General features: G+C 45.8%; 17 protein-coding genes and 4 pseudogenes. 15 read left to right on the top strand and 6 right to left on the bottom strand.

Features of this window, described 5'->3' with window-relative positions; genetic code table 11:
* The first annotated feature begins 112 nt into the window (after positions 1–112).
* The 6 genes from TZ48_RS19530 to TZ48_RS19510 all read left to right on the top strand — a co-directional run bounded on the left by TZ48_RS19530 (position 113) and on the right by TZ48_RS19510 (position 5,318).
* A complete protein-coding gene (locus TZ48_RS19530; RefSeq protein WP_275426468.1) occupies positions 113–2,413 on the top strand; it encodes a formate C-acetyltransferase in 2,301 nt (766 codons plus the stop codon).
* Positions 2,403–2,837: a 4Fe-4S cluster-binding domain-containing protein gene (locus tag TZ48_RS26000; protein WP_275426467.1), complete on the top strand. Its 435-nt coding sequence runs from the start codon at positions 2,403–2,405 to the stop codon at positions 2,835–2,837. The genes TZ48_RS19530 and TZ48_RS26000 overlap by 11 nt, the downstream gene beginning before the upstream one ends.
* Positions 2,831–3,307 (top strand): radical SAM family protein, encoded by a 477-nt coding sequence (locus tag TZ48_RS25995; protein WP_275426466.1) that lies wholly within the window; start codon positions 2,831–2,833, stop codon positions 3,305–3,307. Before TZ48_RS26000 ends, TZ48_RS25995 begins: the two co-directional genes overlap by 7 nt.
* Before the next feature lie 2 nt (positions 3,308–3,309).
* Positions 3,310–4,167, top strand: a complete 858-nt coding sequence (locus TZ48_RS19520) for an SDR family oxidoreductase (RefSeq protein ID WP_112480343.1) — start codon at positions 3,310–3,312, stop codon at positions 4,165–4,167.
* A gap of 35 nt (positions 4,168–4,202) precedes the next feature.
* A complete protein-coding gene (locus tag TZ48_RS19515; RefSeq protein ID WP_112480342.1) occupies positions 4,203–4,880 on the top strand; it encodes a fructose-6-phosphate aldolase in 678 nt (225 codons plus the stop codon).
* Between the two features lie 102 nt (positions 4,881–4,982).
* The gene (locus tag TZ48_RS19510) at positions 4,983–5,318 is read left to right on the top strand and encodes a PTS fructose transporter subunit IIB (protein ID WP_112480341.1); all 336 of its coding nucleotides are present in this window, start codon (positions 4,983–4,985) and stop codon (positions 5,316–5,318) included.
* Positions 5,319–5,320: 2 nt separating this feature from the next.
* On the opposite strand, the gene TZ48_RS19505 is transcribed toward TZ48_RS19510, so the two are convergent.
* The gene (locus tag TZ48_RS19505; protein WP_112480340.1) at positions 5,321–6,181 is read right to left on the bottom strand and encodes a helix-turn-helix domain-containing protein; all 861 of its coding nucleotides are present in this window, start codon (positions 6,179–6,181) and stop codon (positions 5,321–5,323) included.
* Positions 6,182–6,388: 207 nt separating this feature from the next.
* On the opposite strand from TZ48_RS19505, the gene TZ48_RS19500 reads away from it, so the two are divergent.
* The 7 genes and pseudogenes from TZ48_RS19500 to TZ48_RS19470 all read left to right on the top strand — a co-directional run bounded on the left by TZ48_RS19500 (position 6,389) and on the right by TZ48_RS19470 (position 14,564).
* A complete protein-coding gene (locus TZ48_RS19500) occupies positions 6,389–7,147 on the top strand; it encodes a phytanoyl-CoA dioxygenase family protein (RefSeq protein WP_112480339.1) in 759 nt (252 codons plus the stop codon).
* A gap of 723 nt (positions 7,148–7,870) precedes the next feature.
* On the top strand, positions 7,871–8,611 hold the full coding sequence (locus TZ48_RS19495; protein WP_112460850.1) for an SDR family oxidoreductase: 741 nt from the start codon (positions 7,871–7,873) through the stop codon (positions 8,609–8,611).
* An 18-nt stretch (positions 8,612–8,629) separates the two neighbouring features.
* Positions 8,630–9,833 (top strand): annotated as a pseudogene (locus TZ48_RS19490) (acetyl-CoA C-acetyltransferase).
* A 78-nt stretch (positions 9,834–9,911) separates the two neighbouring features.
* Positions 9,912–10,259: a phasin family protein gene (locus tag TZ48_RS19485; protein WP_112480338.1), complete on the top strand. Its 348-nt coding sequence runs from the start codon at positions 9,912–9,914 to the stop codon at positions 10,257–10,259.
* 95 nt (positions 10,260–10,354) lie between these two features.
* Complete coding sequence (phaC, locus tag TZ48_RS19480) at positions 10,355–12,181, top strand: class I poly(R)-hydroxyalkanoic acid synthase (protein ID WP_112480337.1); 1,827 nt, start codon at positions 10,355–10,357, stop codon at positions 12,179–12,181.
* A 120-nt stretch (positions 12,182–12,301) separates the two neighbouring features.
* Positions 12,302–12,919, top strand: a complete 618-nt coding sequence (locus tag TZ48_RS19475; protein WP_112480336.1) for an FKBP-type peptidyl-prolyl cis-trans isomerase N-terminal domain-containing protein — start codon at positions 12,302–12,304, stop codon at positions 12,917–12,919.
* A 343-nt stretch (positions 12,920–13,262) separates the two neighbouring features.
* Positions 13,263–14,564: a dicarboxylate/amino acid:cation symporter gene (locus TZ48_RS19470; RefSeq protein WP_042499845.1), complete on the top strand. Its 1,302-nt coding sequence runs from the start codon at positions 13,263–13,265 to the stop codon at positions 14,562–14,564.
* A gap of 83 nt (positions 14,565–14,647) precedes the next feature.
* On the opposite strand, the pseudogene TZ48_RS19465 reads toward TZ48_RS19470, so the two are convergent.
* The 5 genes and pseudogenes from TZ48_RS19465 to TZ48_RS19445 form a co-directional block, all read right to left on the bottom strand.
* A pseudogene (locus TZ48_RS19465) lies at positions 14,648–15,786 on the bottom strand (ABC transporter permease).
* Positions 15,783–16,927 (bottom strand): annotated as a pseudogene (locus TZ48_RS19460) (ABC transporter permease). Before TZ48_RS19460 ends, TZ48_RS19465 begins: the two co-directional pseudogenes overlap by 4 nt.
* A 92-nt stretch (positions 16,928–17,019) precedes the next feature.
* A complete protein-coding gene (locus tag TZ48_RS19455) occupies positions 17,020–17,991 on the bottom strand; it encodes an HlyD family secretion protein (RefSeq protein ID WP_112460855.1) in 972 nt (323 codons plus the stop codon).
* Positions 17,924–19,393: a TolC family protein gene (locus tag TZ48_RS19450; protein ID WP_420822970.1), complete on the bottom strand. Its 1,470-nt coding sequence runs from the start codon at positions 19,391–19,393 to the stop codon at positions 17,924–17,926. The genes TZ48_RS19455 and TZ48_RS19450 overlap by 68 nt, the downstream gene beginning before the upstream one ends.
* 254 nt (positions 19,394–19,647) lie before the next feature.
* On the bottom strand, positions 19,648–19,887 hold the full coding sequence (locus tag TZ48_RS19445; RefSeq protein ID WP_042499850.1) for a cation transporter: 240 nt from the start codon (positions 19,885–19,887) through the stop codon (positions 19,648–19,650).
* A gap of 383 nt (positions 19,888–20,270) precedes the next feature.
* On the opposite strand from TZ48_RS19445, the pseudogene TZ48_RS19440 reads away from it, so the two are divergent.
* Both TZ48_RS19440 and TZ48_RS19435 read left to right on the top strand, forming a co-directional pair.
* Positions 20,271–21,889, top strand: a pseudogene (locus TZ48_RS19440) (ATP-binding protein).
* The gene (locus TZ48_RS19435; protein ID WP_112480334.1) at positions 21,886–22,572 is read left to right on the top strand and encodes a response regulator; all 687 of its coding nucleotides are present in this window, start codon (positions 21,886–21,888) and stop codon (positions 22,570–22,572) included. The pseudogene TZ48_RS19440 and the gene TZ48_RS19435 overlap by 4 nt, the downstream one beginning before the upstream one ends.
* Positions 22,573–22,639 lie beyond the last annotated feature (67 nt).

Genomic DNA, 22,639 nt, shown 5'->3' with positions numbered 1-22,639 from the left:
CTTGGCTCCCTTTTACCAAAGGGAGCCTTCATACCACAGTCACTTTACATCGCCCGAGGTGACTTTGTTATGACATCAGCCTGTCCCAAAAAATAAAAATATGGAGCCTATTGTGAGCACCGAGAGAATATCCCGATTAAAGTCTGCCCTGTTTGAAGCCCAACGAGAAATTTCCTTAGAGCGTGCGCTCTTATATACCGAAAGTCATCAACAGACCGAAGGTGAGCATACGCTAATACGCCGAGCGAAAGCGACGGCGCATGTTATGGACAACGTGGCTATTTCAATCCGCGACGATGAGCTTATTGCTGGCAACCGCACTATCAAACCGCGTGCGGGCATTGTGTCTCCAGAAATGGATCCTTACTGGATAGACAAAGAACTGGATATTTTTGAGTCGCGTCCGCAAGACAAATTCTATATCAGTGATGAGGACAAGGCGGTTTATAAAGAAACCTTGCTGAGCTACTGGTCACAACGTTCGATGAAGGACTTCATCAACGCACAAGTTCCAGACAACGTGAAACACGCTGTCTCTGAAAAAGTATTTAGCGTTAACCAAACCGACAAAGGCCAAGGCCATATCATTATTGACTTTGACCGTTTGCTACGAAACGGTCTTGGTGCACTCACAGATGAAATGTCGACGCTGGCCACAGTGAATGCTGACAACGAGTTTTATCGCTCAGTACTGATCCTCTTAGAAGCATCGACAAGACATATTCGCCGCTATGAAACGCTGGCGAGAAACATGGCAGAGCAGTGCGAATCTGTAGAGCGCGCCGCAGAGCTTAACCGCATCGCGGACATCTCTGCCAAAGTGGCTACTGAAAAGCCCGATGATTTCTACGAAGCGTGCCAACTGTTTTGGTACATGAATATTGTTTTGCAGTATGAATCGAACGCGAGTTCATTGTCTTTAGGCCGATTCGATCAATACATGATGCCTTACTACCAAGCATCACTGGATAAAGGCGAGTCTGCTGCGTTTTTGCAAGAGCTGCTAGAAAGCTTATGGGTGAAGACTAACGATATCGTACTTCTGCGCTCTTCAAGCAGCGCTAAGTTCTTCGCGGGTTTCCCAACAGGCTACACCATTTTGCTCGGTGGTTTGACCGAGAACGGTCGCAGCGCTGTTAACACGCTTTCATCGCTTTGTTTGGATGCGTATCAGAGCGTTCAGTTGCCACAGCCTAACTTGGGCGTTCGTGTGAATGAGTTTATCGACCGTGCATTCTTGAATAAAACGGCAGAGACAATTCGTTTAGGCACTGGTATCCCACAGATCTTTAATGACGAAGTTGTGGTGCCGGCGTTTTTGAACCGCGGTGTTTCCCTTGAAGATGCTCGTGACTACTCGGTGGTAGGGTGTGTCGAGCTGTCTATCCCTGGTAAGACCTACGGCCTGCATGATATTGCCATGTTCAACCTGCTCAAGGTGATGGAGCTGGTGTTAAAACGCAACAAAGACAACCAAGAAGTCTCATTTGATTCGCTACTCACAGAAATCCGAGCCGATATCTGCGAGTACGTCAAACTCATGGTGGAAGGCTCAAACATTTGTGATGTTGGCCACCGAGACTGGGCACCGGTGCCGCTTCTGTCATCGTTTATCAACGACTGTATCGAGAATGGCAAAGACATTACTTATGGTGGCGGTCGCTATAACTTCTCTGGTGTACAGGGCATAGGTATTGCCAATCTATCAGATTCACTCATGGCGCTAAAACGCTTTGTGTTTGAGGAGAAACGCATGAGCTTTGCAGAGTTTATCGATGTACTTGAGTCGAATTTTGAAGGCAAAGACGGGGAGAAAGTGCGTGCCCGTCTCATGAATCGCTATGAGAAGTACGGCAACGATATCGATGAAGTGGATGCATTGGGTGCGGATCTGCTGCGTCTGTTCTGTAAAGAAGTCGAGACTTACGAGAACCCTCGCGGTGGTTACTTCACTCCGGGTTCATACACGGTTTCGGCACACGTTCCGCTTGGTGCTGTTGTCGGAGCGACACCTGATGGCCGACTAGCAGGAGAGCAGCTTGCGGATGGCGGGTTGTCTCCGATGTTGGGTAAAGATCAACAAGGCCCAACGGCCGTGTTGAAGTCGGTGAGTAAACTCGACAATTACCTGCTTTCTAACGGCAGTCTGCTGAACGTGAAGTTCACGCCATCCACACTAGAAGGTGAGCAAGGGATTACCAAACTGGGTGACTTCCTGCGTGCCTTCATGAAGCTAAAACTGCAGCACATCCAGTTCAATGTACTAAACGCAGAAACGCTACGCAAAGCTCAGGAAAAACCGGAAGACTATGCAGGGCTAGTCGTGCGAGTCGCAGGCTACAGTGCCTTCTTCGTTGAATTATCGAAAGAAATTCAAGATGACATTATTCGAAGAACCGCCCATGAGCTGTGATTGCCAAATCGGCTCCATAGATTGTTGCACTGTTTCAGAAGAGCCTCGCTCTTCTGAGATGGACTCAAAGGCTCTAACAGCACGGGTATTCAATATTCAACGCTACTCACTCAATGATGGCGAGGGCATACGTACCGTGGTGTTTTTCAAAGGGTGTCCATTGAAGTGTCCTTGGTGTGCCAATCCAGAATCACGGTCAATAGACTTGGTGAACATTCGTCGCGAGTCTAAGTGTCTGCACTGTGATGTATGTGAGCAGGATGTAGATGAGTGCCCAAGTGGTGCCTTCGAGCAAGTCGGTTATGACGTCACCGTGGAGCAATTGCTCGCAGAAATCGCCAAAGATGATGTGTTTTATCACACCTCTGGTGGTGGTGTGACGCTATCCGGAGGCGAGGTGCTCGTTCATGGCAAGTTTTGCTAGAGCTGCTCAAGCAGCTAAAGAGGCTAGGTTATAAAACAGCCATCGAGACCTCAGGTCATGGCAACAGTAAGCAGCTTGCGGAAATGGCGGAGTACTGTGACGAAATCCTTTTTGATTTCAAGATGATGGATGAAAAAAGAGCCAAGGCCGTAATTGGAATTAACTTAGAGAAAGTACTGAATAGCTTCTCTGCGTTGATGACAACCTCATGCAAGGTGATTCCCCGTTTACCTTTGATACCCGGTTTTACCTTGGATCTGATCAACGTTGATAAGGTGTTGAGTTTTATTGCCCCTTATCAACTAAAAGAAGTGCATTTGCTGCCATTTCATCAATATGGTTCGAGCAAATATGAAACGTTAGGGATGAACTACACGATGAAAGAGATCCCAGTACCGACCAAACAAGAAGTAGATGCGATTCAGCGCCATGTCGAAGCGCATGGATACCAAGTAGTCATAGGAGGCTAGGCATGAGCAAGAAACGAATTTTAATTACCGGAGCAGGCGGCTTTTTTGGTACGCGCTTTATCAATCGTTATCGCAATGAGTTTGATATCAAAGGCACCGACGTCGCGCAGCTAGACATTACCGACTCTGATGCAGTGAGCTCAATGTTTGATGAGTTTAAACCGGACTTTGTGATTCATGCAGCGGCTATCGCGGTGACCGATTTTTGTAATCAACACCCAGATGTTGCCCACAAAGTGAATGTGCAAGGCGCTATTAATGTTGCCAATGCGTGTAAGGCAGTGGGCGCAAAGTTGGTGTTTATCTCGACTGAACAGGTATTCAACGGTAACCCTGAAGCAGGTCCATACACAGAAGAGTCGAAGCCAGTACCAGACACTGTTTATGGTCAAAACAAACTCGAAGCAGAGAAAGAACTCGCATCGATACTGCCAGAAATGTGGGTACTTCGATTCACTTGGCTGTTCGGATTGCCTGAGCGCAATACCACTATCAACCCTAATGTGGTTTGGAATGCCACCCAAGCGCTATTTAAGGGTGAAGTGATGCACGAGCGCGGTAATGAGTTCCGTGGATTGACCTATGTTCATGAGCTTATTGAACAGTTTCCGAAAATCTTTGAAATCCCTTATGGCACCTACCACACAGGCGCACATAACGAGGCAAGCCGCTATGACATTGCCAAGCATATTCTTACTGAGCTTAAGCTTGAATCACGTCTCTCTGAGGTATTAGTCCAAAGCGATGCGCCAAAGATTCGAGATGTCCGTTTAGATACCAGTAAGTTGGCAGCACAAGGGGTTTGTTTTACCGAGAGTAAAGCGGCGATTACCAAGTGTTTGAAAGAATTTGGCTACTGATATAGCCACTTAGTTACAGTGATTGGAGATGTATCATGATTTATATGTTAGATACCGCTAACTTAGAAGCAATCAAAAAGGCGGTCGATTTATACCCTATTGTTGGTGTGACCACAAACCCGACGATTGTTGCTAAAGAAAACCGTCCACTTCGAGACATTATTTTGGATATACGTGAGCTGATTGGTCCAGAGCGCATGCTGCATGCGCAAGTGGTTGCCGACACAGCGGAAGTCATGCTTGAAGAAGCCAAAGCCCTTCGTAAACTCGACCCTGAAATCATCGTAAAGGTGCCAGTAACGCCACAGGGTATTAAAGCGATGAAAGTCATTAGTTCCGAAGGCATTCGCATTACTGCGACCGCTATCTTAACGCCGCAACAAGCGTTGATGGCCGCGATGGCAGGGGCGGAGTTCTTAGCTCCGTATGTGAACCGTCTTGATAATATCTGTGGTGATGGCACTCAGGTTGCCGCTGAAATTGCGCACTTAATCGATATGTATAATTTGGATGCTAAAGTGCTAGCCGCCTCGTTTAAAAATGTTCAGCAAGTTCACGAAGTAGCGAAAGCAGGTGTTCAGTCAGTGACCATCGCACCGGACGTATTTGACCAACTTCTGGTACATCCTTTGACCGATTCTGGCGTAGCCGGCTTTATGAGCGACTGGCACAACGCCTACGGTGAAGGAAAAACCGTTCTTGATTTGCTGTGATTATGATTGAGAACAAGTTTACGTAGAATAGACAAAGACATGGATGCCTAGTGAGATTATACTCACTAGGCTTTTTTGCTATAGGAATATCTCAGGAAAACGATGAATTTAGTTGGAGTTACGGCTTGTATTAGTGGTGTCGCACATACCTATATGGCAGCGGAATTGCTAGAAAAATCGGCCAAAAAAGCAGGTCACAAAATTGATGTTGAGACACAGGGTGCACTTGGCGCAGAAAACTCGCTAGAACAGGAAGCGATCGACAGAGCGGATGTGGCATTTATCATTGCTGACATCAATATCGAAGGCGCAGAGCGTTTTGCGAACTCTCGCCTGATTAAAATGTCGATATCTGATTTTCTTCGTAATCCTGAACTCGCCATCAGTGCTATTGAGCGCGCGAAAAGAGCGCCAGCTGGCACGGTAATCAACGTTTAAGTCTATTCTACCGTTCCACTTTGGTAGTGCGCACGATACTGCGAAGGGGAGCGGTCCGTTTGTTGTTTGAACACGCGACAAAAGTAATTGCTATCATTAAATCCGCATCGGTGAGCAATCTCTTTTACTTTTGTATCATATTGTTTTAATAAGTATTTTGCTCGCTCTAGGCGGATGCGAGTTAGATACTCGTTGAACTTTACATTGCCTTCTTTGTGAAAAAGCTGGGATAAGTAGTTAGGTGATACATAAAAGTGTTTAGCGACCGACTCTCTGGTTAGCGGCTCGTGGTAGTTTTGCTCGAGATAATCTCTAACCGCATCAAACAGCGCCTTACTTTTCGAAGGTGTTTCTGGTGGATTATGGATAAGATCATGGATATGACTGAACAAGCTACTTGCTAACAATTGCAATGTGTTTTGATCTTGTGCATGCCACGCCATTTCTTCTACAGCTTGGAGAATGAATGAACCGGTTCGTGGCCCACGCCTTGCGACATTTTCTTTGATAGCTGAATCGAACTTCTCGCCATCCCAACTAAGTAAACTCATACCAAAACTTTGTTTGCCCACAAGTACTGTCATGGTGACGACGGGTTTGTCCCAGTTGGGTTTGTTCCAACTTTCAGCGGGTAGGTAGAGAACATCACCTTGTTGCAGTTTCACTCCAGTATCGCTACCTACGCTGTTACCGACATCCATATCCAGCTCACCAATCAACACCATCTCAATGCGAGGAAAGTGGACTTGATAAGCAAGGGGAGGGGGACTGGGAAGATTGCCAGCAAACTGCAGTGAACGAATTTGTTCCGTATTGGTGGCGTAGTGTTGGAGGGCTTCAATCAGGTAAGTTCTGTCTAACATGTTTTTATAACAATCTTCTAGCTAAAGTGCACTCGTTTGAGGAGATAACATTATACATTACTGGCGAAAACTGGGGTTTTGAGTTGGTTCACATTTATATAACGATCATACAAATGTCCAGTTTATCGTAGAAATTCCCTACAGGATTTTTCTCCATTTCGCAGTAGATTGTTAACTGAAAAGTCAGCCTAAGAAAGGATAATAATAATGCCTCATCAATCTACCTTACATGGACTTTACTCCACACAAGGCCTCACGCCACGCCAATACGACGAACTCGATACCCATGGATTTACGGTTATTCACGATGTGATTGATCCTGAGTGGCTCCAAGAGTTGAGAGATAAGTTCGACTACCTTGTTGAGAAAGAGGGTGAGAATCTAGCAATAGAACACCACCAAGAAGAGACTGTGACTCGAATTGCCAACTTGATTAACAAAGGCACGGTTTGGGAGAAAATTTGGTCACACCCTTTAGTACTCGATGCATGCCAGCACATATTCAAAGGAGAATTTAAGCTGTCGAGTCTTAATGGCAGAGAAGCGCATCCAGGCGGTGGGCTTCAGCCATTGCACGGTGACTGGAAGAAGCCTCGTCCCGACTTTCCTAAAGTTCACTTGGTGAATTCGATATGGGCACTCGATGATTTATGCAAAGACAATGGTGCGCCGCGTATCATCCCTGGAACGCATCTACGACCAGAGTTGCCTGAAGATGTGCTTGAAGATACCGAAGCTCCTCACCCGCAAGAGGTGTACTTGGAGTGTCCTGCAGGCAGCATAATGATTTTCAATGCTCATACATGGCATGGAGGAACAATAAACCATATCGGTACTAGGAGACGTGTGCTACACGGTTTGTATGTTTCTGGTGACGGCATTCAACAACAAGATCAAAAGAAATGGCTACTACCGCAAACAGCACTGAGACTTAATCAAGCTCAAATGCGCTTGTTGGACGTATAGTGACAAGCAGACACAACTAATACTAGATTTGGTTCACCTGAAAATAGGCTATCTGCTTTGAAGTTGTAGATAGCCGTAAACTGTACATCTCTGGATTTGCGACTATCCTCTAAACTTTCCGCTCAAATTAACCTTTCCTTTAGTGGGTGAATTTGCTCACGTTATTTTGCAAAGCCCCATAATGAGACTTATCGCGCCATGTTATAGGGCAAGTGTTTCTATTATGTAACCACTTGTTGCAACTATGTAAAATGTTGAGCTCTTAACTCTATTTTTATAGTGTTGAATTTCAGAGACTTAATAATAATGCTCGACAGTTAGCTTTTGAAAATACGTTATTATGTTGATACTTAATTTACAAGTGATTGCACTTTTTTAGTGCGTAGTCTATTGGTCTTATTTATTGATAAAAATGCCACTTGCATAAATTAGTTCGTTAATTCAGTGAGTTATATTGTTGTTGATGATTTTAATGTTTGTTTACATTGTTTGTTGTTGATTACATGTTCATTTGTGATAGTGATCAACTTTATGGCTCGTTACCTAAATATTCGATGGTGAAATATTAAGATTCCTTTAAATTTATATTTAAAACTTAAAACGTAATAAAAGCTGTGTAATTTCAATAATAAAAGTCAGCTAAGTAAAAAAGCGTACTAGGTCGTCTTATTTTAATTTTAATAAAATAGCTAATAAAGCTAGTTGCTAGGAATGGAGTCACCAATGAAAAAGCTCGCAATAATTACGGGATCAAAAGGCGGAATTGGTTCTGCTATCTCTTCGAAACTTGTCCAACAAGACTATCGTCTCATTGCAACGTACAGCACAGGGAATTACGAATGTGCTAAGCGCTGGTTTGATGAAAAAGGCTTTACAGAAGATCAGGTTCGTTTGTTCGAACTCGATGTGACGAACACGGAAGAGTGCAAGGAAAAGCTAGGATTGCTGCAACAAGAAGAAGGTACTTTTGACCTTGTTGTAAACAATGCTGGTATTACTCGCGACGGCCAGTTCAAGAAAATGACTTCAGACAGCTGGTTTGATGTCATCAATACCAACCTAAATAGCGTGTTCAACGTTACCCAACCTCTGTTTGCGGCCATGTGCGAAAAAGGCAATGGTCGAGTCATTAACATTTCATCGGTCAACGGACAAAAAGGCCAGTTTGGTCAAACCAACTATGCGGCAGCGAAAGCGGGCATGATTGGTTTTACTAAAGCTCTGGCGGCGGAAGGTGCGCGTTCTGGCGTGACCGCGAATGTTGTCGCGCCTGGTTATACAGGTACTCCTATGGTTGAAGCTATGCGTGAAGAAGTATTGGACTCAATTAAAAGTACCATTCCTTTAAAGCGTCTAGCTAAACCAGAAGAAATTGCCGCATCAGTTGCTTATTTGGCAAGTGAAGAAGCAGGTTATATTACAGGTGAAACAATCGCTATCAATGGCGGCTTATACATGGCGTAAAGCTAATAAGGGATAACAATGGAAAAAGTATTTATAGTTGCAGCAAAACGAACTGCAATTGGTAGTTTTGGCGGTACCCTTAAAAATATTTCAGCAGGTGACTTAGCGGCAGCGGCAATTAAAGGCGCTCTTGAGTCGACAGTCATTCCCGTTGAAGAAATTGATGAAGTTATTGTTGGTAATGTTGTTAGTGCAAATCAAGGTATGGGTATTGGCCGCCAAGCGTCAATTAAAGCCGGCATTCCAGCAGAGGTGCCAGCATACACACTAAATATGGTGTGTGGTAGCGGCATGAAAACCTTGATGGACGCGGCCTCTCATATTAAAGCGGGTGAAGCTGAGATCGTTGTAGCAGCAGGCGTTGAAGTGATGTCGCAAATTCCATTTGCTATGCCAGCGATAGCGCGCAGCGGTCATAAAATGGGTGACATGACAGCAAAAGACCTATTGGTTTCGGATGGTTTGACGGATGTTTTCAATGCTTATCATATGGGTGTGACGGCAGAGAACATTGCAAAGCAAGTCGATATATCACGCGATGATCAGGACGCTTATGCGCTAAGCAGTCAGCAAAAAGCAGTCGCAGCTATCGAAGCGGGTAAGTTTGAGCAAGAGATTGTCCTGTAGAAGTCAAAGTACGTCGTAACGTGGTTGAGTTTGCTACAGACGAATATCCAAAAGTAGACGCAACCATGGAAGGTCTCGCTAAGCTAAGGCCTGCATTTGACCGTGAAGGATCAGTGACCGCTGGTAATGCATCAGGGATCAATGATGGTGCAAGTGCTTTGATTGTAGCCTCTGAATCTGCGGTCAATCGTTTGGGTTTAACACCACTTTGCGAGTTGGTGGCAAGTGCTCAGACGGGTCTGGATCCTCAGGTGATGGGATTGGGGCCAGTAAAAGCGGTGACAGAAGCATTAGCCAAAGCTGAGCTGACGATTTCTGATGTCAATGTGTTTGAGCTCAACGAAGCATTTGCGGCACAAGCCCTTGGTGTTATTCGTAATTTGGCCTCCGAGCATGGCGTATCAGCTGAGTCAATTTTGCAACGCGCAAACCCAAATGGGGCGCGATTGCTCTAGGGCACCCTTTGGGTGCGTCAGGTAACCGCATCATCGTGACGTTGATTCACGAGATGCTAAGAGAAAATAAAGATCTAGGTGTCGCCTCTCTATGTATTGGTGGTGGCATGGGAACTGCAGTCGTTGTTAAGCGCTGTTAATTGTGTTGTCGGAAGCCCAATTTACTGGGATAGATTTGATTTAGAAACTGGAATGTTTATTTCTTAGGAGAAATGATTATGTACACGGATATTTTCAAAGTGATCAACGAGCAGTCTGAAAAAACGTTTGAACCATACGTGAAGTTCAACAAGCTCATGACGAAAAATGTTGAAACACTGACTGAACTTCAACTGAATGCTATGCGCGCATACAGCGAGTTGGGTGTGAGCCAAATGAAAGCAGCAACAGAGATCAAAGATGTTTCATCTCTAGCGGTTTTCAACAGCCAACAGCTGAGCACGATGTCTCGTCTATCACAACAAATGATGGATGACAGCAACAAGCTTCAGCAAGTAGCAAAAGAGTTTAAAGAAGACCTAGAAGCTATCACTACTGAAGCTGTTAAGGCGAGCACACCTGCTTAAAATCAGTTTTAGGTAGATTCAGTACCTATATATAGAGGGTTGCGGGGGCACTCGTTCCCGCAACCTTTTTTGTTTCCAAGAAAAGGGTTTTAGCTATGTTCCAAAACTTCTTTTCGGACTACCTTGTGAAACTGCAGGAGAGCAACCAGCAATGGTGGAAAGACTTCGAGCAAGGCAAGGCAGCCGTTAATAGCCCTCTGACAAAAGCGATGCAAGAACTCAATGCTGAGGACACTGCAGAGTTTATGAACAAGGCATCCAAGCAACCCGCCGCTATGTTGGATATGCAAACCAAGTGGTGGATGCAGCAACTCGAAATATGGCAGCGTGTGGCGCTGCAATCTAGCAAAGAACAAGTTGTTGACGTTGAAAAAGGCGATCGTCGATTTCAAGACGACGCGTGGAAAGAAGAAGCGTTTTACAACTTCATCAAACAGTCTTACGTTTTGTTCAGTAAAACGTACCTTGATACCATCAATTCGGTTGAAGGTGTGGACGAGAAAATCAAGGAACGTCTCACATTTTTCTCTCGTCAAACCTTAAACGCACTATCGCCAACCAACTTTATCGCAACTAACCCTGAGCTTTTAAAACTCACGCTTGAGCAAAATGGTGAAAACTTGCTCGCGGGTTTGCAGCAGTTTCAGGAAGACATGGAGGCGAGCGCGGATGTACTGAAAATTCGCATGACGAATACAGAAGCGTTCCAGATTGGTGAGCATGTCGCGAACACAGCAGGGGATGTGGTATTTAAAAATGAGTTGTTTGAGCTCATCCAATACCGTCCGTTGACTGAAAAGGTGAATGCGACTCCGCTTTTGATCGTTCCACCGTTTATCAATAAGTACTACATCCTTGATCTTCGTGAGAAGAACTCGATGGTGAAATGGCTGCTTGAGCAAGGTCATTCGGTATTTATGATGTCTTGGCGAAACCCAGGTCCTTCACAAGCTAAAGTCGAATTTGGCGACTATGTGACGGAAGGGGTAGTCAAAGCAGTAACGGCGATTGAGTCGATTACAGGTAAAGATCAGATCAATGCGGCGGGTTACTGTATTGGTGGCACTGTGTTGGCGTCAACCGTGGCTTACTACGCTGCTAAACGTATGAAGAAGCGCATTGTATCAGCGTCTTTCTTTACGACGTTACTAGACTTCAGCCAGCCTGGTGAAGTCGGTGCCTACATCAACGATACTATTATTCGTGCGATAGAACTTCAGAACAATTCTTTGGGTTACATGGATGGCCGCTCTTTGAGTGTGACCTTCAGTCTGCTGCGTGAAAACAGCTTGTACTGGAACTACTACGTTGATAACTATCTCAAGGGTAATAGCCCTGTCGACTTTGATTTGTTGTACTGGAACAGTGATAGTACGAACGTTGCGGCAGCGACGCATAACTTCTTACTACGTCAACTGTACTTAGAGAACAAGTTGATTGCTGATAAAGGGGTTAAAATTGGCGGCGTTTGGATTGATTTGGATAAGATTCGTATTCCAAGCTATTTCATCTCCACAAAAGAAGATCATATTGCTCTGTGGCAAGGCACATATCGCGGTGCTTTGAAAATGGGTGGCAATAAGACCTTTGTGCTCGGTGAATCAGGGCATATCGCTGGCATCGTTAATCATCCAGAAAAAGAGAAGTATGGCTTTTGGACAAACTCAACGCTGGATGAGTCAGCGGAAGAGTGGATTAACAACGCTGATCATCACAAAGGGTCTTGGTGGTTACATTGGAATGAATGGCTTGGTCAATACATTCCAGAAGAACAAGTTGAACCATTCCCGGTGGGTAACGAAGATTATCCGGTATTGGGTGCAGCTCCGGGTAAGTACGTTGCTCAAACCCTGCCCATTATTGAGCCTATCGATGCGAATGAGCAGACCGAGTCAGACACGTCGGAATCTCAAACTGCATAAATTACTAAGGGTCCACAGCGGCCCTTAGCTTTTTCTGATGAGTTCGAGTATCCGTAACATACTTTTCTTTTCTAGGTTGATACGTATGATAAACCCATAACCAGAATCCAAGAGGTTGTTATGGAAATCGAAACACTAGAACAAAAAGTAAGCTATATCTACGGCCGAGAAATTGCTAAAGAGCTTGCTCAAAAATCATTTCCAAAGATGAACATCAAGATCATTCAAGAAGCGATCATGGAAGCGTTTATGCAAAAGCCATGGCCTTTCGACCCAAATGAAGCGGAAGCGCTGAAAAAGGAAATGGAAGAGCAGCGCAAACGTGCGCAAGCTGAGCATCTTGAGCAAAAACAACAGTTTGAAGCAACATTTTTTGAGCGTAATGCCGCCCGTGAACAAGTGACGACTCACAGCTCTGGCATCCAAATTGAGATCATTGACGAGGGTGGGGAACGACAAGAGTCTGATCCTAGCAGCGAGTTCCTTATTCGCCATAAAACCTGGCTTTTGAATGGCCAGCAGGTGGATGGGTCAGCTCATCTTCCTGAGCCAATGAGTGTCATGCTGCATCAAGCGCCGGTTGCGTGGATTGTCGCACTTAAAGAAATGCCAGTTGGAGCGACCTGGCGTCTATATGTACCCGCACATCTTGCGTACCAAGAAGACGCTCATCCGACGGTTCCAGCGGAAACTGCGGTTATCTTTGATATCAAGTTAGAGTCGATAAAGACACAATAGTATAAATGTCTATATAGTTACCAAGCCAGCATTTAATGCTGGCCTTTTTGTCTTGGCTGACATTCAATTTTGACATAATCTTTGGTTATAAATAAAACTTATCTGAAGATGAAAAGAATATAATGCTCAATAGGTTAATATACGTTGGATTTTAATTTACTTTGTGGCCAGTTTGTAGCGTTTATGTTGGTTTTGGCTTTTGGTTGATAACAAGTTTGGTGATCTGTGTCACGCCGTGTGATCGGAAAACAAATTTGTGATTCTAATCGCCTAAAGGGTACTGCTAATCTGCTCCGGCTTTTGATGTCTCCATCAACAAGCAATATAAAAAAAAGGAGTAATTATGACTAATGCCAAGAAACCAATGTCACTGACGAGTCGTGTGATTATCGGTATGGTTGCAGGTATTTTGACGGGCTTCGCTATTCGAGGTCTATTTGCTGAGAACGGATTTGTAGACGCTTACATTGTAAACGGCCTTTTTGAGGTTGGTGGTCAAGTCTTTATCGCCAGCTTGAAAATGCTCGTTGTTCCACTGGTTTTCGTATCGCTTGTATGCGGCACCAGCTCTCTTAAAGATGTCACCACTCTAGGCCGTTTAGGTGGTAAGACAGTTCTATTCTACGTCGCTACCACAGCAGTTGCCATTACACTGGCACTGACTATGGGCACAGTATTCCAGCCAGGTGCGGGTGCTGACCTAACTGCAGCAAGTTCATTTGCGGCGACAGAAGCGCCATCGCTGGGTCAAGTCATCATCGATATGTTCCCAACGAACCCAATCAGCGCAATGGCTGAAGGTAAGACCCTTCAAGTTATCGTGTTTGCCGTGCTATTCGGTATCGCGATCAGTGCAGCAGGTGAGCCAGGTGAGCGCATTGCTGCGACATTCCGCGATCTGAATGACGTTATCATGAAGCTTGTTGCGCTATTGATGAATATCGCCCCATACGGTGTGTTCTTCCTAATGGCAAAATTGTTCACAGGTCTTGGCTTGGGTGCCATCTTAAACCTAGCTGAGTACTTCCTAGTGCTTACAGCGACGCTATTGCTGCACGGCCTAGTTACCTACAGCGTGATGCTTAAGTCTTTCACTGGACTAAGCCCAATCACCTTCCTTAAGAAGATGGAAGATGCGGTAATGTTTGCGTTCTCGACCGCATCATCAAACGCAACCATCCCAGTTACGATGGAAACTGCGCAAAACCGTTTGGGTGTAGACAATAAAGTATCGTCTTTCACCATTCCTCTTGGTGCGACCATCAACATGGATGGTACGGCTATCATGCAAGGTGTTGCGACTGCATTTATTGCTCAGGCGTTCAACATCGACCTAACTATGGGTGATTACCTAACTGTGATTCTAACAGCAACGTTAGCATCGATCGGTACTGCGGGTGTCCCTGGCGTCGGTCTTATCATGCTAGCTATGGTACTCAACCAAGTCGGTCTGCCGCTTGAAGGTATCGCACTAATCATGGGTGTTGACCGTCTACTTGATATGATTCGTACTGCTGTCAACATCACTGGTGACAGTGCAGTAACTTGTATCGTTGCTAAGTCAGAAGGTGCATTGGATCTTGAGAAGTTCAATGACCCAGCTGCGGGTGAGAAAGAAGAAAAAGTAGAATTGGCGCGTAGCTAGGCTTCTAAACCAATAAGCTATAACAATCAAAAAGGGGTCAGTGCTTAGTGCGCTGACCCCTTTGTTTTTTGTAGTGTCCTAGCTTACCCAGCAGGTTGGCTACGATACTTACTAAAGCAGTAAGTAGCGAGTGCGCCCCAAACGGCCGTAAGTAGCCATAAATGATTCCAATGTTCGCGAATCTGATACCATTCCGCACCCATTTGATTGAGCTTCAAAAAGCCACTGATCGCAGCCTGAGTAGGGAATACTGCCGCAAACCACTGCATCGGTGCAGGTAACATTTCTACTGGCCATATAAAGCCTGCAGAGAAGATAAGAGGCATTGAGCTAATGAGTACTAGCACGGTAACTAACTCTCTCCTTGGAGTGATGGCTCCAAGAAAAATGCCAATAAAGCATGAGGTCAAAAAGAACGGTAGCATCAATGTCAGCATTTCAAACGGGTTGGCGAGCTTACTGATACCGTACATATCGAAGCTGGCACCGAAATAAAACATACCGAGTAAGTAATAGATAGCAGTGAGCACTAAAGTTCGGACTGCGACGACGCTCAATACTGGGCGTAAGCTCCAGTATCCTTTACCTTGCGCTGAGTACCGCCAACTAAACCTGATGCCATCGCCAATGTTTGTTGAAGGATCAGAACAAATACCGCGGGCACGACGTAATCCACATACCCCATACGAGGGTTGAATGTCGGCTTAGTATTCAGTTTGGTTGCAGAATACTGCTCACTAGCCAGCTCGAGCGGCACACCATCAATAAGCAGTTTGGAAACCTTGGCTTTTGCGGCTAGCGTACCACCGGCTTGTGCCAAACCTTCAACAACCGTTCCGTAAACTAGGAAGAGTGAGGCGTCGCCAGCGTATGCCAGCACGGGGCTTTTACCTAACATCAAATCCTTGTAGAAGTGCTCGGGTATCACCAAAAAGCCGGTAATTTCACCTTTTAGAAAGGCCTGTTTAGCGGCTTCAATCGTAAAGTCACGCTGGACAACATGGACGTTCGGAGTGGCGTCTACCATTCTCTCAAGTTGGAAGCTGGTTTGACTTTGATCGAGGTTGACCACCGAGATAGGCTGCTCCCGCGGCGTTTGGTGGCTGTAGGGAAGTGGGTATAGAAACGAGTAAAAAATCACGCCGCCGAATACAGTTAATACTACGACTGGATTGGTTAAAATGGCGCGAAGCTCGAGCTTGATGTGATCCAGTAATGTCATGCTGACAACTCCTTACTGAGATGCTTTTTGATCAGTAACACGGTAAGCGCCAGTGGGAGCGCGTAGCCCAACATTGGAGCCAGATGCACCAATGATTGAGCCGCGTGTACGCCGTAACTTGCTTGGCTTACTTGAACCTCAATATAGTGACTAATCGGTAAGAGCTCACGCCAGAACAGTGCCAGTGGGCTCATATCAGTGGCAGGGAAAGTGATACCCATAAAAGCAAAACTCGGTGCTGTAAACGCACCCGCAAAGCTCATTGCTCGTGCCGCATCACAGGTAAGGAAAAAGAAAAGCGCGCCCATGATCATACAAGCAATCGTTGTGACCAATTGCGCGATGATCAGCACCATCCAGCTTCCTTCCATAGGCCAGCCAATGATGTCATAGAACCAAATCAAAAAGGCAAACCCAAGCAAAGAGAACCAAACAAAGTAGGGCATCAGTGTTGCTGCAAGGTGACGAACCAGTTTGGTTTCGCCAAGCCAAGGTTGGATTCCTGCGACTCGGTAATTGGCACTGAGCACTAATACCGTAAACGAGACGATAGCGATTTGCCAAATCGCTGGCACAATTGCCGTCACTAAGAACTGAGCGTAGTTCGTGCCTTTATTAAACAGTGGCGTGATTTGGGTTCTTACTGAAACCGCTTTACCCACTGCAGCGGCGCCAGTGGTATTGCCTTTGGCAAGTGCCTTAACCACTTCTACCTGTGCGTTGAATGTCCCTTGCGCCTGCAGGGCAGCGGAGTTAATCAGTCTACCAACCAAGATATATTGGCTGTTATAAAACAGCGTCACTTGCGGCGGCATAGATTTCATTACCGATTTATCAAAGCCATGGGGGATGTACAAAATGGCGTAGATATCGCCGTCTATCATTGCTGTCTTAGCTTGCCCTATGTCGCTGTACTGATGATCGACGCTTAGCATCGACGTCGCATCATAATTACGAACCAGTTTTTGTGACAATGTACTTTGCTAAGGTCGACAACGCCAATAGGAAGGCTATGTGCTATCCCTTGAGAGAATATCCAGTAGATGGATAGACACAATACGATGGGCAGCCAAGTCAGGCACGACAATAACCATTTGTCGTGCCTAAGTAGATGCCACTGACTCCGAAAGTGGCTTTTCACCAACTTTCGTCTTGTGGCTATCTTCCCTAGAGCATGAGTCTGCTCTAGGGTTTTAGCTGAAGTATGGGATGATTCTTGTGGCATAGTCGTTCCTACAGTTCCACAACCAAGCTCATGCCCATTCGGAGCGGAGCCTCATCCACTGGGCGAGCTTCTACTTCAAACGTACGAAGGTCAAACCCTTGCGTGGCATCGGTAGAACGCCAAGTTGCAAAGTCGCCCATCACTGCCACGTGAGTGACTTTAAAAGTGATTGTATCGTCTAGAGCAGGGACGTAAGCGTCAAACTCGCTGCCTTTTTCAAATTGGCTTAGCGCATCTTCACGAACATTAAGCACAGCCCAAGTATCTTTGGTATCGATAACGGTTACGACAGGGAAACCTTGCGGGGCAAGCTCACCGCTATGTAGGAGCACTTGCGACACTTCACCGTCAAACCAAGAATGGATTTGAGTATCGGCAGCATACGCTTCAACTTCCGCAACCGCACCAGCGGCCATACGTGCTTTTTCTGCCGCTGCAAGTTTGGTTTCGTCTCGTGCACCTTCTTTGGTCATCTGGAACATTTGAAACGCTGCGCTTTCAGTGTATTTCGCTGCTTGCCATTGGGTTAGCGCTTCATCACGCTTTTGCTCGGCCACAACGCCATCTTTATAAAGGTTGTTAACACGAAGGTAGGTCTTTTCCATCAGCGAAGCAGCGGCCTTGGCTTTACGCCATTGGTCTTCTGCGGCTTTAATTTGTTGTTGTCTCGCGCCAATTTCAGCTTCTTTCGCGAGCGCGCCTGCGGCTTTTTCGCCAGCAACCGCTTGTTCTAGCTTGGCTTCAATTTCCGGGCTGTGGATAGTGAAGATGAGCTGACCTTCAGTGACATTGTCACCTTTTCGGACGAGTACGTCATCGATCCGACCAGGTACTTTTGACGAAATGCTGTATTGCTGTGACTCAATTTGGCCTTGAATATGCATTGCTGGTGCTTGGTAAGCATCGAAAAACTTATAGCCAACCCAACCAATAACGGCAACGGCGCCTAGTGTAACTAAAGTGGGTTTTACCTTGTTCATGATGCATCCTCAGATCGTAGTTGGGCAGGGTGATAGCGTTGTATTTGTAGCTGGAGAAATTGTTCATCTCGCTAGAAAGCGCGAGCAGTTTGTTTAAAGACAGCAGATATTGAAAACTCGCTGCGTCTTGTTGAGTTTTGATACTGGCCAGGTAGAGTTCAGCGTCAACCACATCGAGAGAGCGGCCTAGCCCTTGGGAGAAGGCTTTTTGACGCAGCTTCAGATTCTCTTGCGCCAGTTTGATACTGGAATTTAGTCCTTGAACTTCGTCGAGGGCTTGCTGCGCTTCAAGATAGGTTTTTTCAACTAACACGCTCAAATCTTGGCGCGCTTGCTTACGTAAAAATTGAACTTGAGAGACGGCGCTGCCAGCTGCTTTCATCTGTTCGCTACGACCAGAGTTTTCCAGTAGCGGTACGCTGACGCCAATACCAACTAACCAATCGGGCTTAAGCTGGCTAGTTAAAGAGTCACCGTGATAAAGACTGTAGTCACCGTACGCATAGACTTCCGGGTAGTATTTACCTTTTTCAGCTTTGATTAAGCTGCTGGCTTGTTTTTCTTTAGCATCAAGAATCGCAAGGCCAGGGTAGGTATCAAGGGTTTGATCGATAAATGCATCCAGTGGCGGTAAAGTTCGGTTAATGAAAAGTTCGTCACGGGGTTCGACTTTCTCGATTTGGCCAAGTACTTGAGTTAATGCCGCTTGAGCAATGTTCAGGCTATGTTCGGCTTTTTTACGTTCAACGACCGCTTTATCCAATGAAGCTTCTGCTTGCAGGCGCTCAACTCGGGCGATCTGCCCTTGTTCTTCCATTTTGAGGGCAAAGTCGCGATGCTTAGTCAGCCCTTTTTCAACCGCCATACGTGTATCGACGACATTTTTGGCCAAGATGACACTGAAATAGTATTTGCTGAGATCTTCATATCGCGCTTGGACTTCCATTGCCAATTGGCTGCGAGCTTCATCTTGCTTACCCTCTGCCGCGGTCTGCGCTGCGGTAATACGACCACCAGTGAAGATTGGCCACACTGCTCGAATCGAGGAGCTAAAGATGTCTTTGTTTTCAAGTGTTGAGGTGACGCCTCCAAGTGCATTCGCGATTTGGCCTAAGCCGGGTACGGCACCAATCGCAGAGAGATCCGGAAGGCCACTCAAACTTTCGGCAAACTGCTGGCCGTTTAGCGTGACGTCTTGGTCAAGTCGAGTGTAATTGGCACCTACAGTGACTTTAGGTAGGTTCAAGCTTTTTGATGCGTCTTTTAGGTGTCCGTAGCGCTCCACGTTAGCACGTTGTGCGGCCAAGGAGTTATTGTTCTGCTGAAGCAATTGCCATGCTTCATCAAAAGAAACCTCTGCGGCTACGGTACTAAATGAAAGCGATCCTAGTAAAACGCCCATGGCCAATGGCAGGGACTTGATCTTCATGAATGCTCCAAACAGGTGTTTATAAAATCTTTCTAGAGTATATGCTCTAATAAAATGGTGTGCAATAACTTAACTATAGATGCTGTGGCGAAAATTACGCATGTATGTGTTTGTTTTTCCGAATTTATTGATGTGTTCTAAAGGGGCGAAAAAAAAGCAACATCCGGGGAGATGCTGCTTTTTACCTAGCTATTGTTGTTAGTTACCTTTAGATGCTCGTTATTACACTAGTCATGAGAAGGACAAAGATAGCCCGCTCGCCACAACAAGTGTTTTGATTGTTTCAGCACCTTAAGTACTTCGTTGCCTGACATTTGAGGCGATGAGAACGAGACGACAACGTCTTGTTCCAAATCGTCTTCCAAAGAGGTTGTGGTTTGATAAGCCCTTACGTGAGTAAAGGTGGCTCGTCGGTGTTGCGACAGCAAAGCCTTATCAAGGCAAATTCCAAAACAGTCACGTTCCATAATCATTCCCTTATCAGATACCTAATATTGCTATTAGTTACGGGTACTACTGCTTCATTGCTTATTGTTTTTGTTGTTGCGCCAACCAGTATGAGTAAAGTCGTGGGCAATAAGACATGCTTGCTCTTCTGTTTTGTACTGGGGCACGTTTCATACTATACGAAAGTGGTAGTCAAGAGTTCTAAATTTAACCTAAAAATGGTGTGATCTTAGTCAGGTTACAGAATGAACACGATTGCAACATAACGAGTGTGTAAACTGATGTAAAAATAGACAACACAATGATAACCAGGTCAAAACAGTTGAGCAGTTCACAGATCGCTTTCGGTGTGGATGCTCGCATGTTGCAATACTGTTACATTGGCGTTTGGGGGAGTGTCTAAATGAAATGGAATCAGATAAGTTTTCGATACCGAATGCTGATCATCATGACAGTGTCGGGATTGTTGCAGTTGCTTGTCTTAACGCTCGCAGGCTTCAGCTATATCAAACAATCTCAAGAGCTGGAAGTCGGCTTGAAGGCCAAAGGCGTGGCGACATTTCTTGCTCAGTCTTCTGCTGTTATCCACATGATTGAGTACGATACAGCGTCGCTTATGCAAGATCGCTATCGTGGTCTCACTGAAATGATCGGTGCGGCGTTTATTGTGATTGGCGACAAGCAAGGTATCCGTCTTATACACCCGGTGGATGAGCGTATTGGCTTGCCTATGAAAGGGGGCGACAACGACCAGGCTCTGGTTCACGGTCAGTCGTATGTGTCCTTCGCAGAAGGCTCGCTAGGCAAATCCGTTCGCGGCAAAGCGGCTGTCTTTGATCAAGACGGAAATATTATTGGTGTGGTTTCTGTCGGTTATTTGTTAGATAGACTGCAAGATCGCATTGAGCCTTACTTGTTGTTCTTATTAGGAATGGCGGTATTGGTGCTTATAGCCAATGCGATTGTTTCGTACTTCATTTCAAGACGTTTTCAAAAAGCCATCCTTGGCTTTGAACCCGAAGAGATAGGCCGCTTGTATGGTGAGCTCGATGTGACGATGAGTACCATCAAAGAAGGAGTCATCAGTATCGATAGTCACGGTGTGCTGCGTTCTATTAACACCAGTGCTTGTGACATCTTAGGGCTGGAAAAAGGGAAGGTGATTAACCAACCGCTGAGCAAAGCACTCCCTAATTCTGATCTTCAGTCTTTGATTGATAGTCAAGAGGCGGATCACGATATAGAACTCTATCTCAATCAGCAGCGTATCGTGGCCAATCGAAGCCCAATTGTTGTTGATAATAAGGTGGTTGGTGCCGTTTCTAGTTTCCGTCGCCGTGATGAAATTAGTGAGCTGACTGACCAACTGTCGCAAACCAAAGCTTATGCAGAGATGCTGCGCTCTCAAACTCATGAACATCGCAACAAACTGAATACGATTAGTGGTCTTGTACAAATGGGTGAGGTAGACGCGGTACAAAACCTAATTGGACAAGAAACTGCGCACTATCAATCCCTCATTGAGTTTTTAAGAGAAACAGTCAAAGACCCTCTAATAGCGGGAATGTTGTTGGGCAAAACCGAGCGAGCTCGTGAGCTAGGTTTAACGTTGACTGTTGATGAAGAATCTCGATTAGAACCTTTGGATGACAGCATCAATGCTGACGATCTGGTGACCATATTGGGTAATTTGATCGACAACGCGTTTGAGGCAAGCTTATCTGCTATCAAACAAACCCCGAACCAACGACCAGAGCGCTCAACAGTCGACGTATCAGTCAGTGATTTTGGCAACGAAGTCATTCTAGAGGTTATCGACAGGGGTGTGGGCTGCCACAGCACCTTGATGTTGATGCCTTAACCACCCGAGGCGTTTCAAGTAAATCAGCCCAAAATCGCGGCGTTGGCTTGTTTTTGGTGAAGCAACTGACTGAGCGTTACCAAGGGCAGTTAGAGATGATAGACAACGACACCATGGGAACCCGTGTTACCGTATACATTCCGAAGGATGGATTAGTATGAATGACTTCACTCGAGTCATGATAATAGAAGACGATCTCAAGATCGCTGAACTTCATCGCCGCTATTTGGAGCAGATTGGCGGCTTTGAGGTCGTAGGTATTGCTACCTCAAAGCTCGAAGCAGAGATGCAGCTTGAAGTACTGGAGCCTGATTTGGTGATGCTGGATGTGTATCTACCTGATGGTACTGGGATTGAGATACTTGGTCATATTCGCAGTCTTAACCAAGAGTGCGATGTGATTCTGATTACCGCTGCGAGAGATGTCGAGACCCTGCAACATGCGATGCGAGGGGGCGTGATTGACTATCTGCTAAAACCGGTCATGTTCCCAAGGTTGGAAGCGGCGCTTAAGAAGTACCAAAAACGCACCGAACAACTTCATCACGCTGACGATCTTAATCAATCCCTCGTTGATGAAATGATGCAGCAGAACAACAGTGCGGAGAGCAATTCTGAGGTACGCCTGCCGAAAGGCATTGATGGTGTTACCTTGGAGAAAATTCGTGGTTTGTTTAAGCAAGATAGCCGTTTTACTGCGGATGAGGCAGGGGATAGCATTGGTGCGAGCCGAACGACGGCGAGGCGTTATTTGGAGTTCTTGGTTGGTACTGGAGAGCTTGAGGCCGATGTGAATTATGGGTCGGTGGGTCGGCCGGAGCGTTGTTATCGGAGGCATTGTTAGTAATAGGCTTGCGGCGCATCGGGAATATAATCTCAGGCGAAGCGGCGATAGACGCTAGCCTGTAGTT

This window comes from Vibrio variabilis (assembly GCF_003263785.1).
GTDB classification, from domain to species: Bacteria; Pseudomonadota; Gammaproteobacteria; order Enterobacterales; family Vibrionaceae; genus Vibrio; species Vibrio variabilis.
This window is presented reverse-complemented; position numbering and strand designations above follow the sequence as displayed.

What these genes read in the sequence shown, in the direction of transcription:
- TZ48_RS19435 (WP_112480334.1), top strand. Translation starts at nt 21,886, where the DNA reads ATGAATGACTTCACTCGAGTCATGATAATAGAAGACGATCTCAAGATC.
- TZ48_RS26000 (WP_275426467.1), top strand. Translation starts at nt 2,403, where the DNA reads ATGAGCTGTGATTGCCAAATCGGCTCCATAGATTGTTGCACTGTTTCA.
- TZ48_RS19445 (WP_042499850.1), bottom strand. Translation starts at nt 19,887, where the DNA reads ATGGAACGTGACTGTTTTGGAATTTGCCTTGATAAGGCTTTGCTGTCG.
- TZ48_RS19450 (WP_420822970.1), bottom strand. Translation starts at nt 19,393, where the DNA reads ATGGGCGTTTTACTAGGATCGCTTTCATTTAGTACCGTAGCCGCAGAG.
- TZ48_RS19510 (WP_112480341.1), top strand. Translation starts at nt 4,983, where the DNA reads ATGAATTTAGTTGGAGTTACGGCTTGTATTAGTGGTGTCGCACATACC.
- TZ48_RS19455 (WP_112460855.1), bottom strand. Translation starts at nt 17,991, where the DNA reads ATGAACAAGGTAAAACCCACTTTAGTTACACTAGGCGCCGTTGCCGTT.
- TZ48_RS19495 (WP_112460850.1), top strand. Translation starts at nt 7,871, where the DNA reads ATGAAAAAGCTCGCAATAATTACGGGATCAAAAGGCGGAATTGGTTCT.
- TZ48_RS19475 (WP_112480336.1), top strand. Translation starts at nt 12,302, where the DNA reads ATGGAAATCGAAACACTAGAACAAAAAGTAAGCTATATCTACGGCCGA.
- phaC (WP_112480337.1), top strand. Translation starts at nt 10,355, where the DNA reads ATGTTCCAAAACTTCTTTTCGGACTACCTTGTGAAACTGCAGGAGAGC.
- TZ48_RS19470 (WP_042499845.1), top strand. Translation starts at nt 13,263, where the DNA reads ATGACTAATGCCAAGAAACCAATGTCACTGACGAGTCGTGTGATTATC.
- TZ48_RS19520 (WP_112480343.1), top strand. Translation starts at nt 3,310, where the DNA reads ATGAGCAAGAAACGAATTTTAATTACCGGAGCAGGCGGCTTTTTTGGT.
- TZ48_RS19485 (WP_112480338.1), top strand. Translation starts at nt 9,912, where the DNA reads ATGTACACGGATATTTTCAAAGTGATCAACGAGCAGTCTGAAAAAACG.
- TZ48_RS19505 (WP_112480340.1), bottom strand. Translation starts at nt 6,181, where the DNA reads ATGTTAGACAGAACTTACCTGATTGAAGCCCTCCAACACTACGCCACC.
- TZ48_RS19515 (WP_112480342.1), top strand. Translation starts at nt 4,203, where the DNA reads ATGATTTATATGTTAGATACCGCTAACTTAGAAGCAATCAAAAAGGCG.
- TZ48_RS19500 (WP_112480339.1), top strand. Translation starts at nt 6,389, where the DNA reads ATGCCTCATCAATCTACCTTACATGGACTTTACTCCACACAAGGCCTC.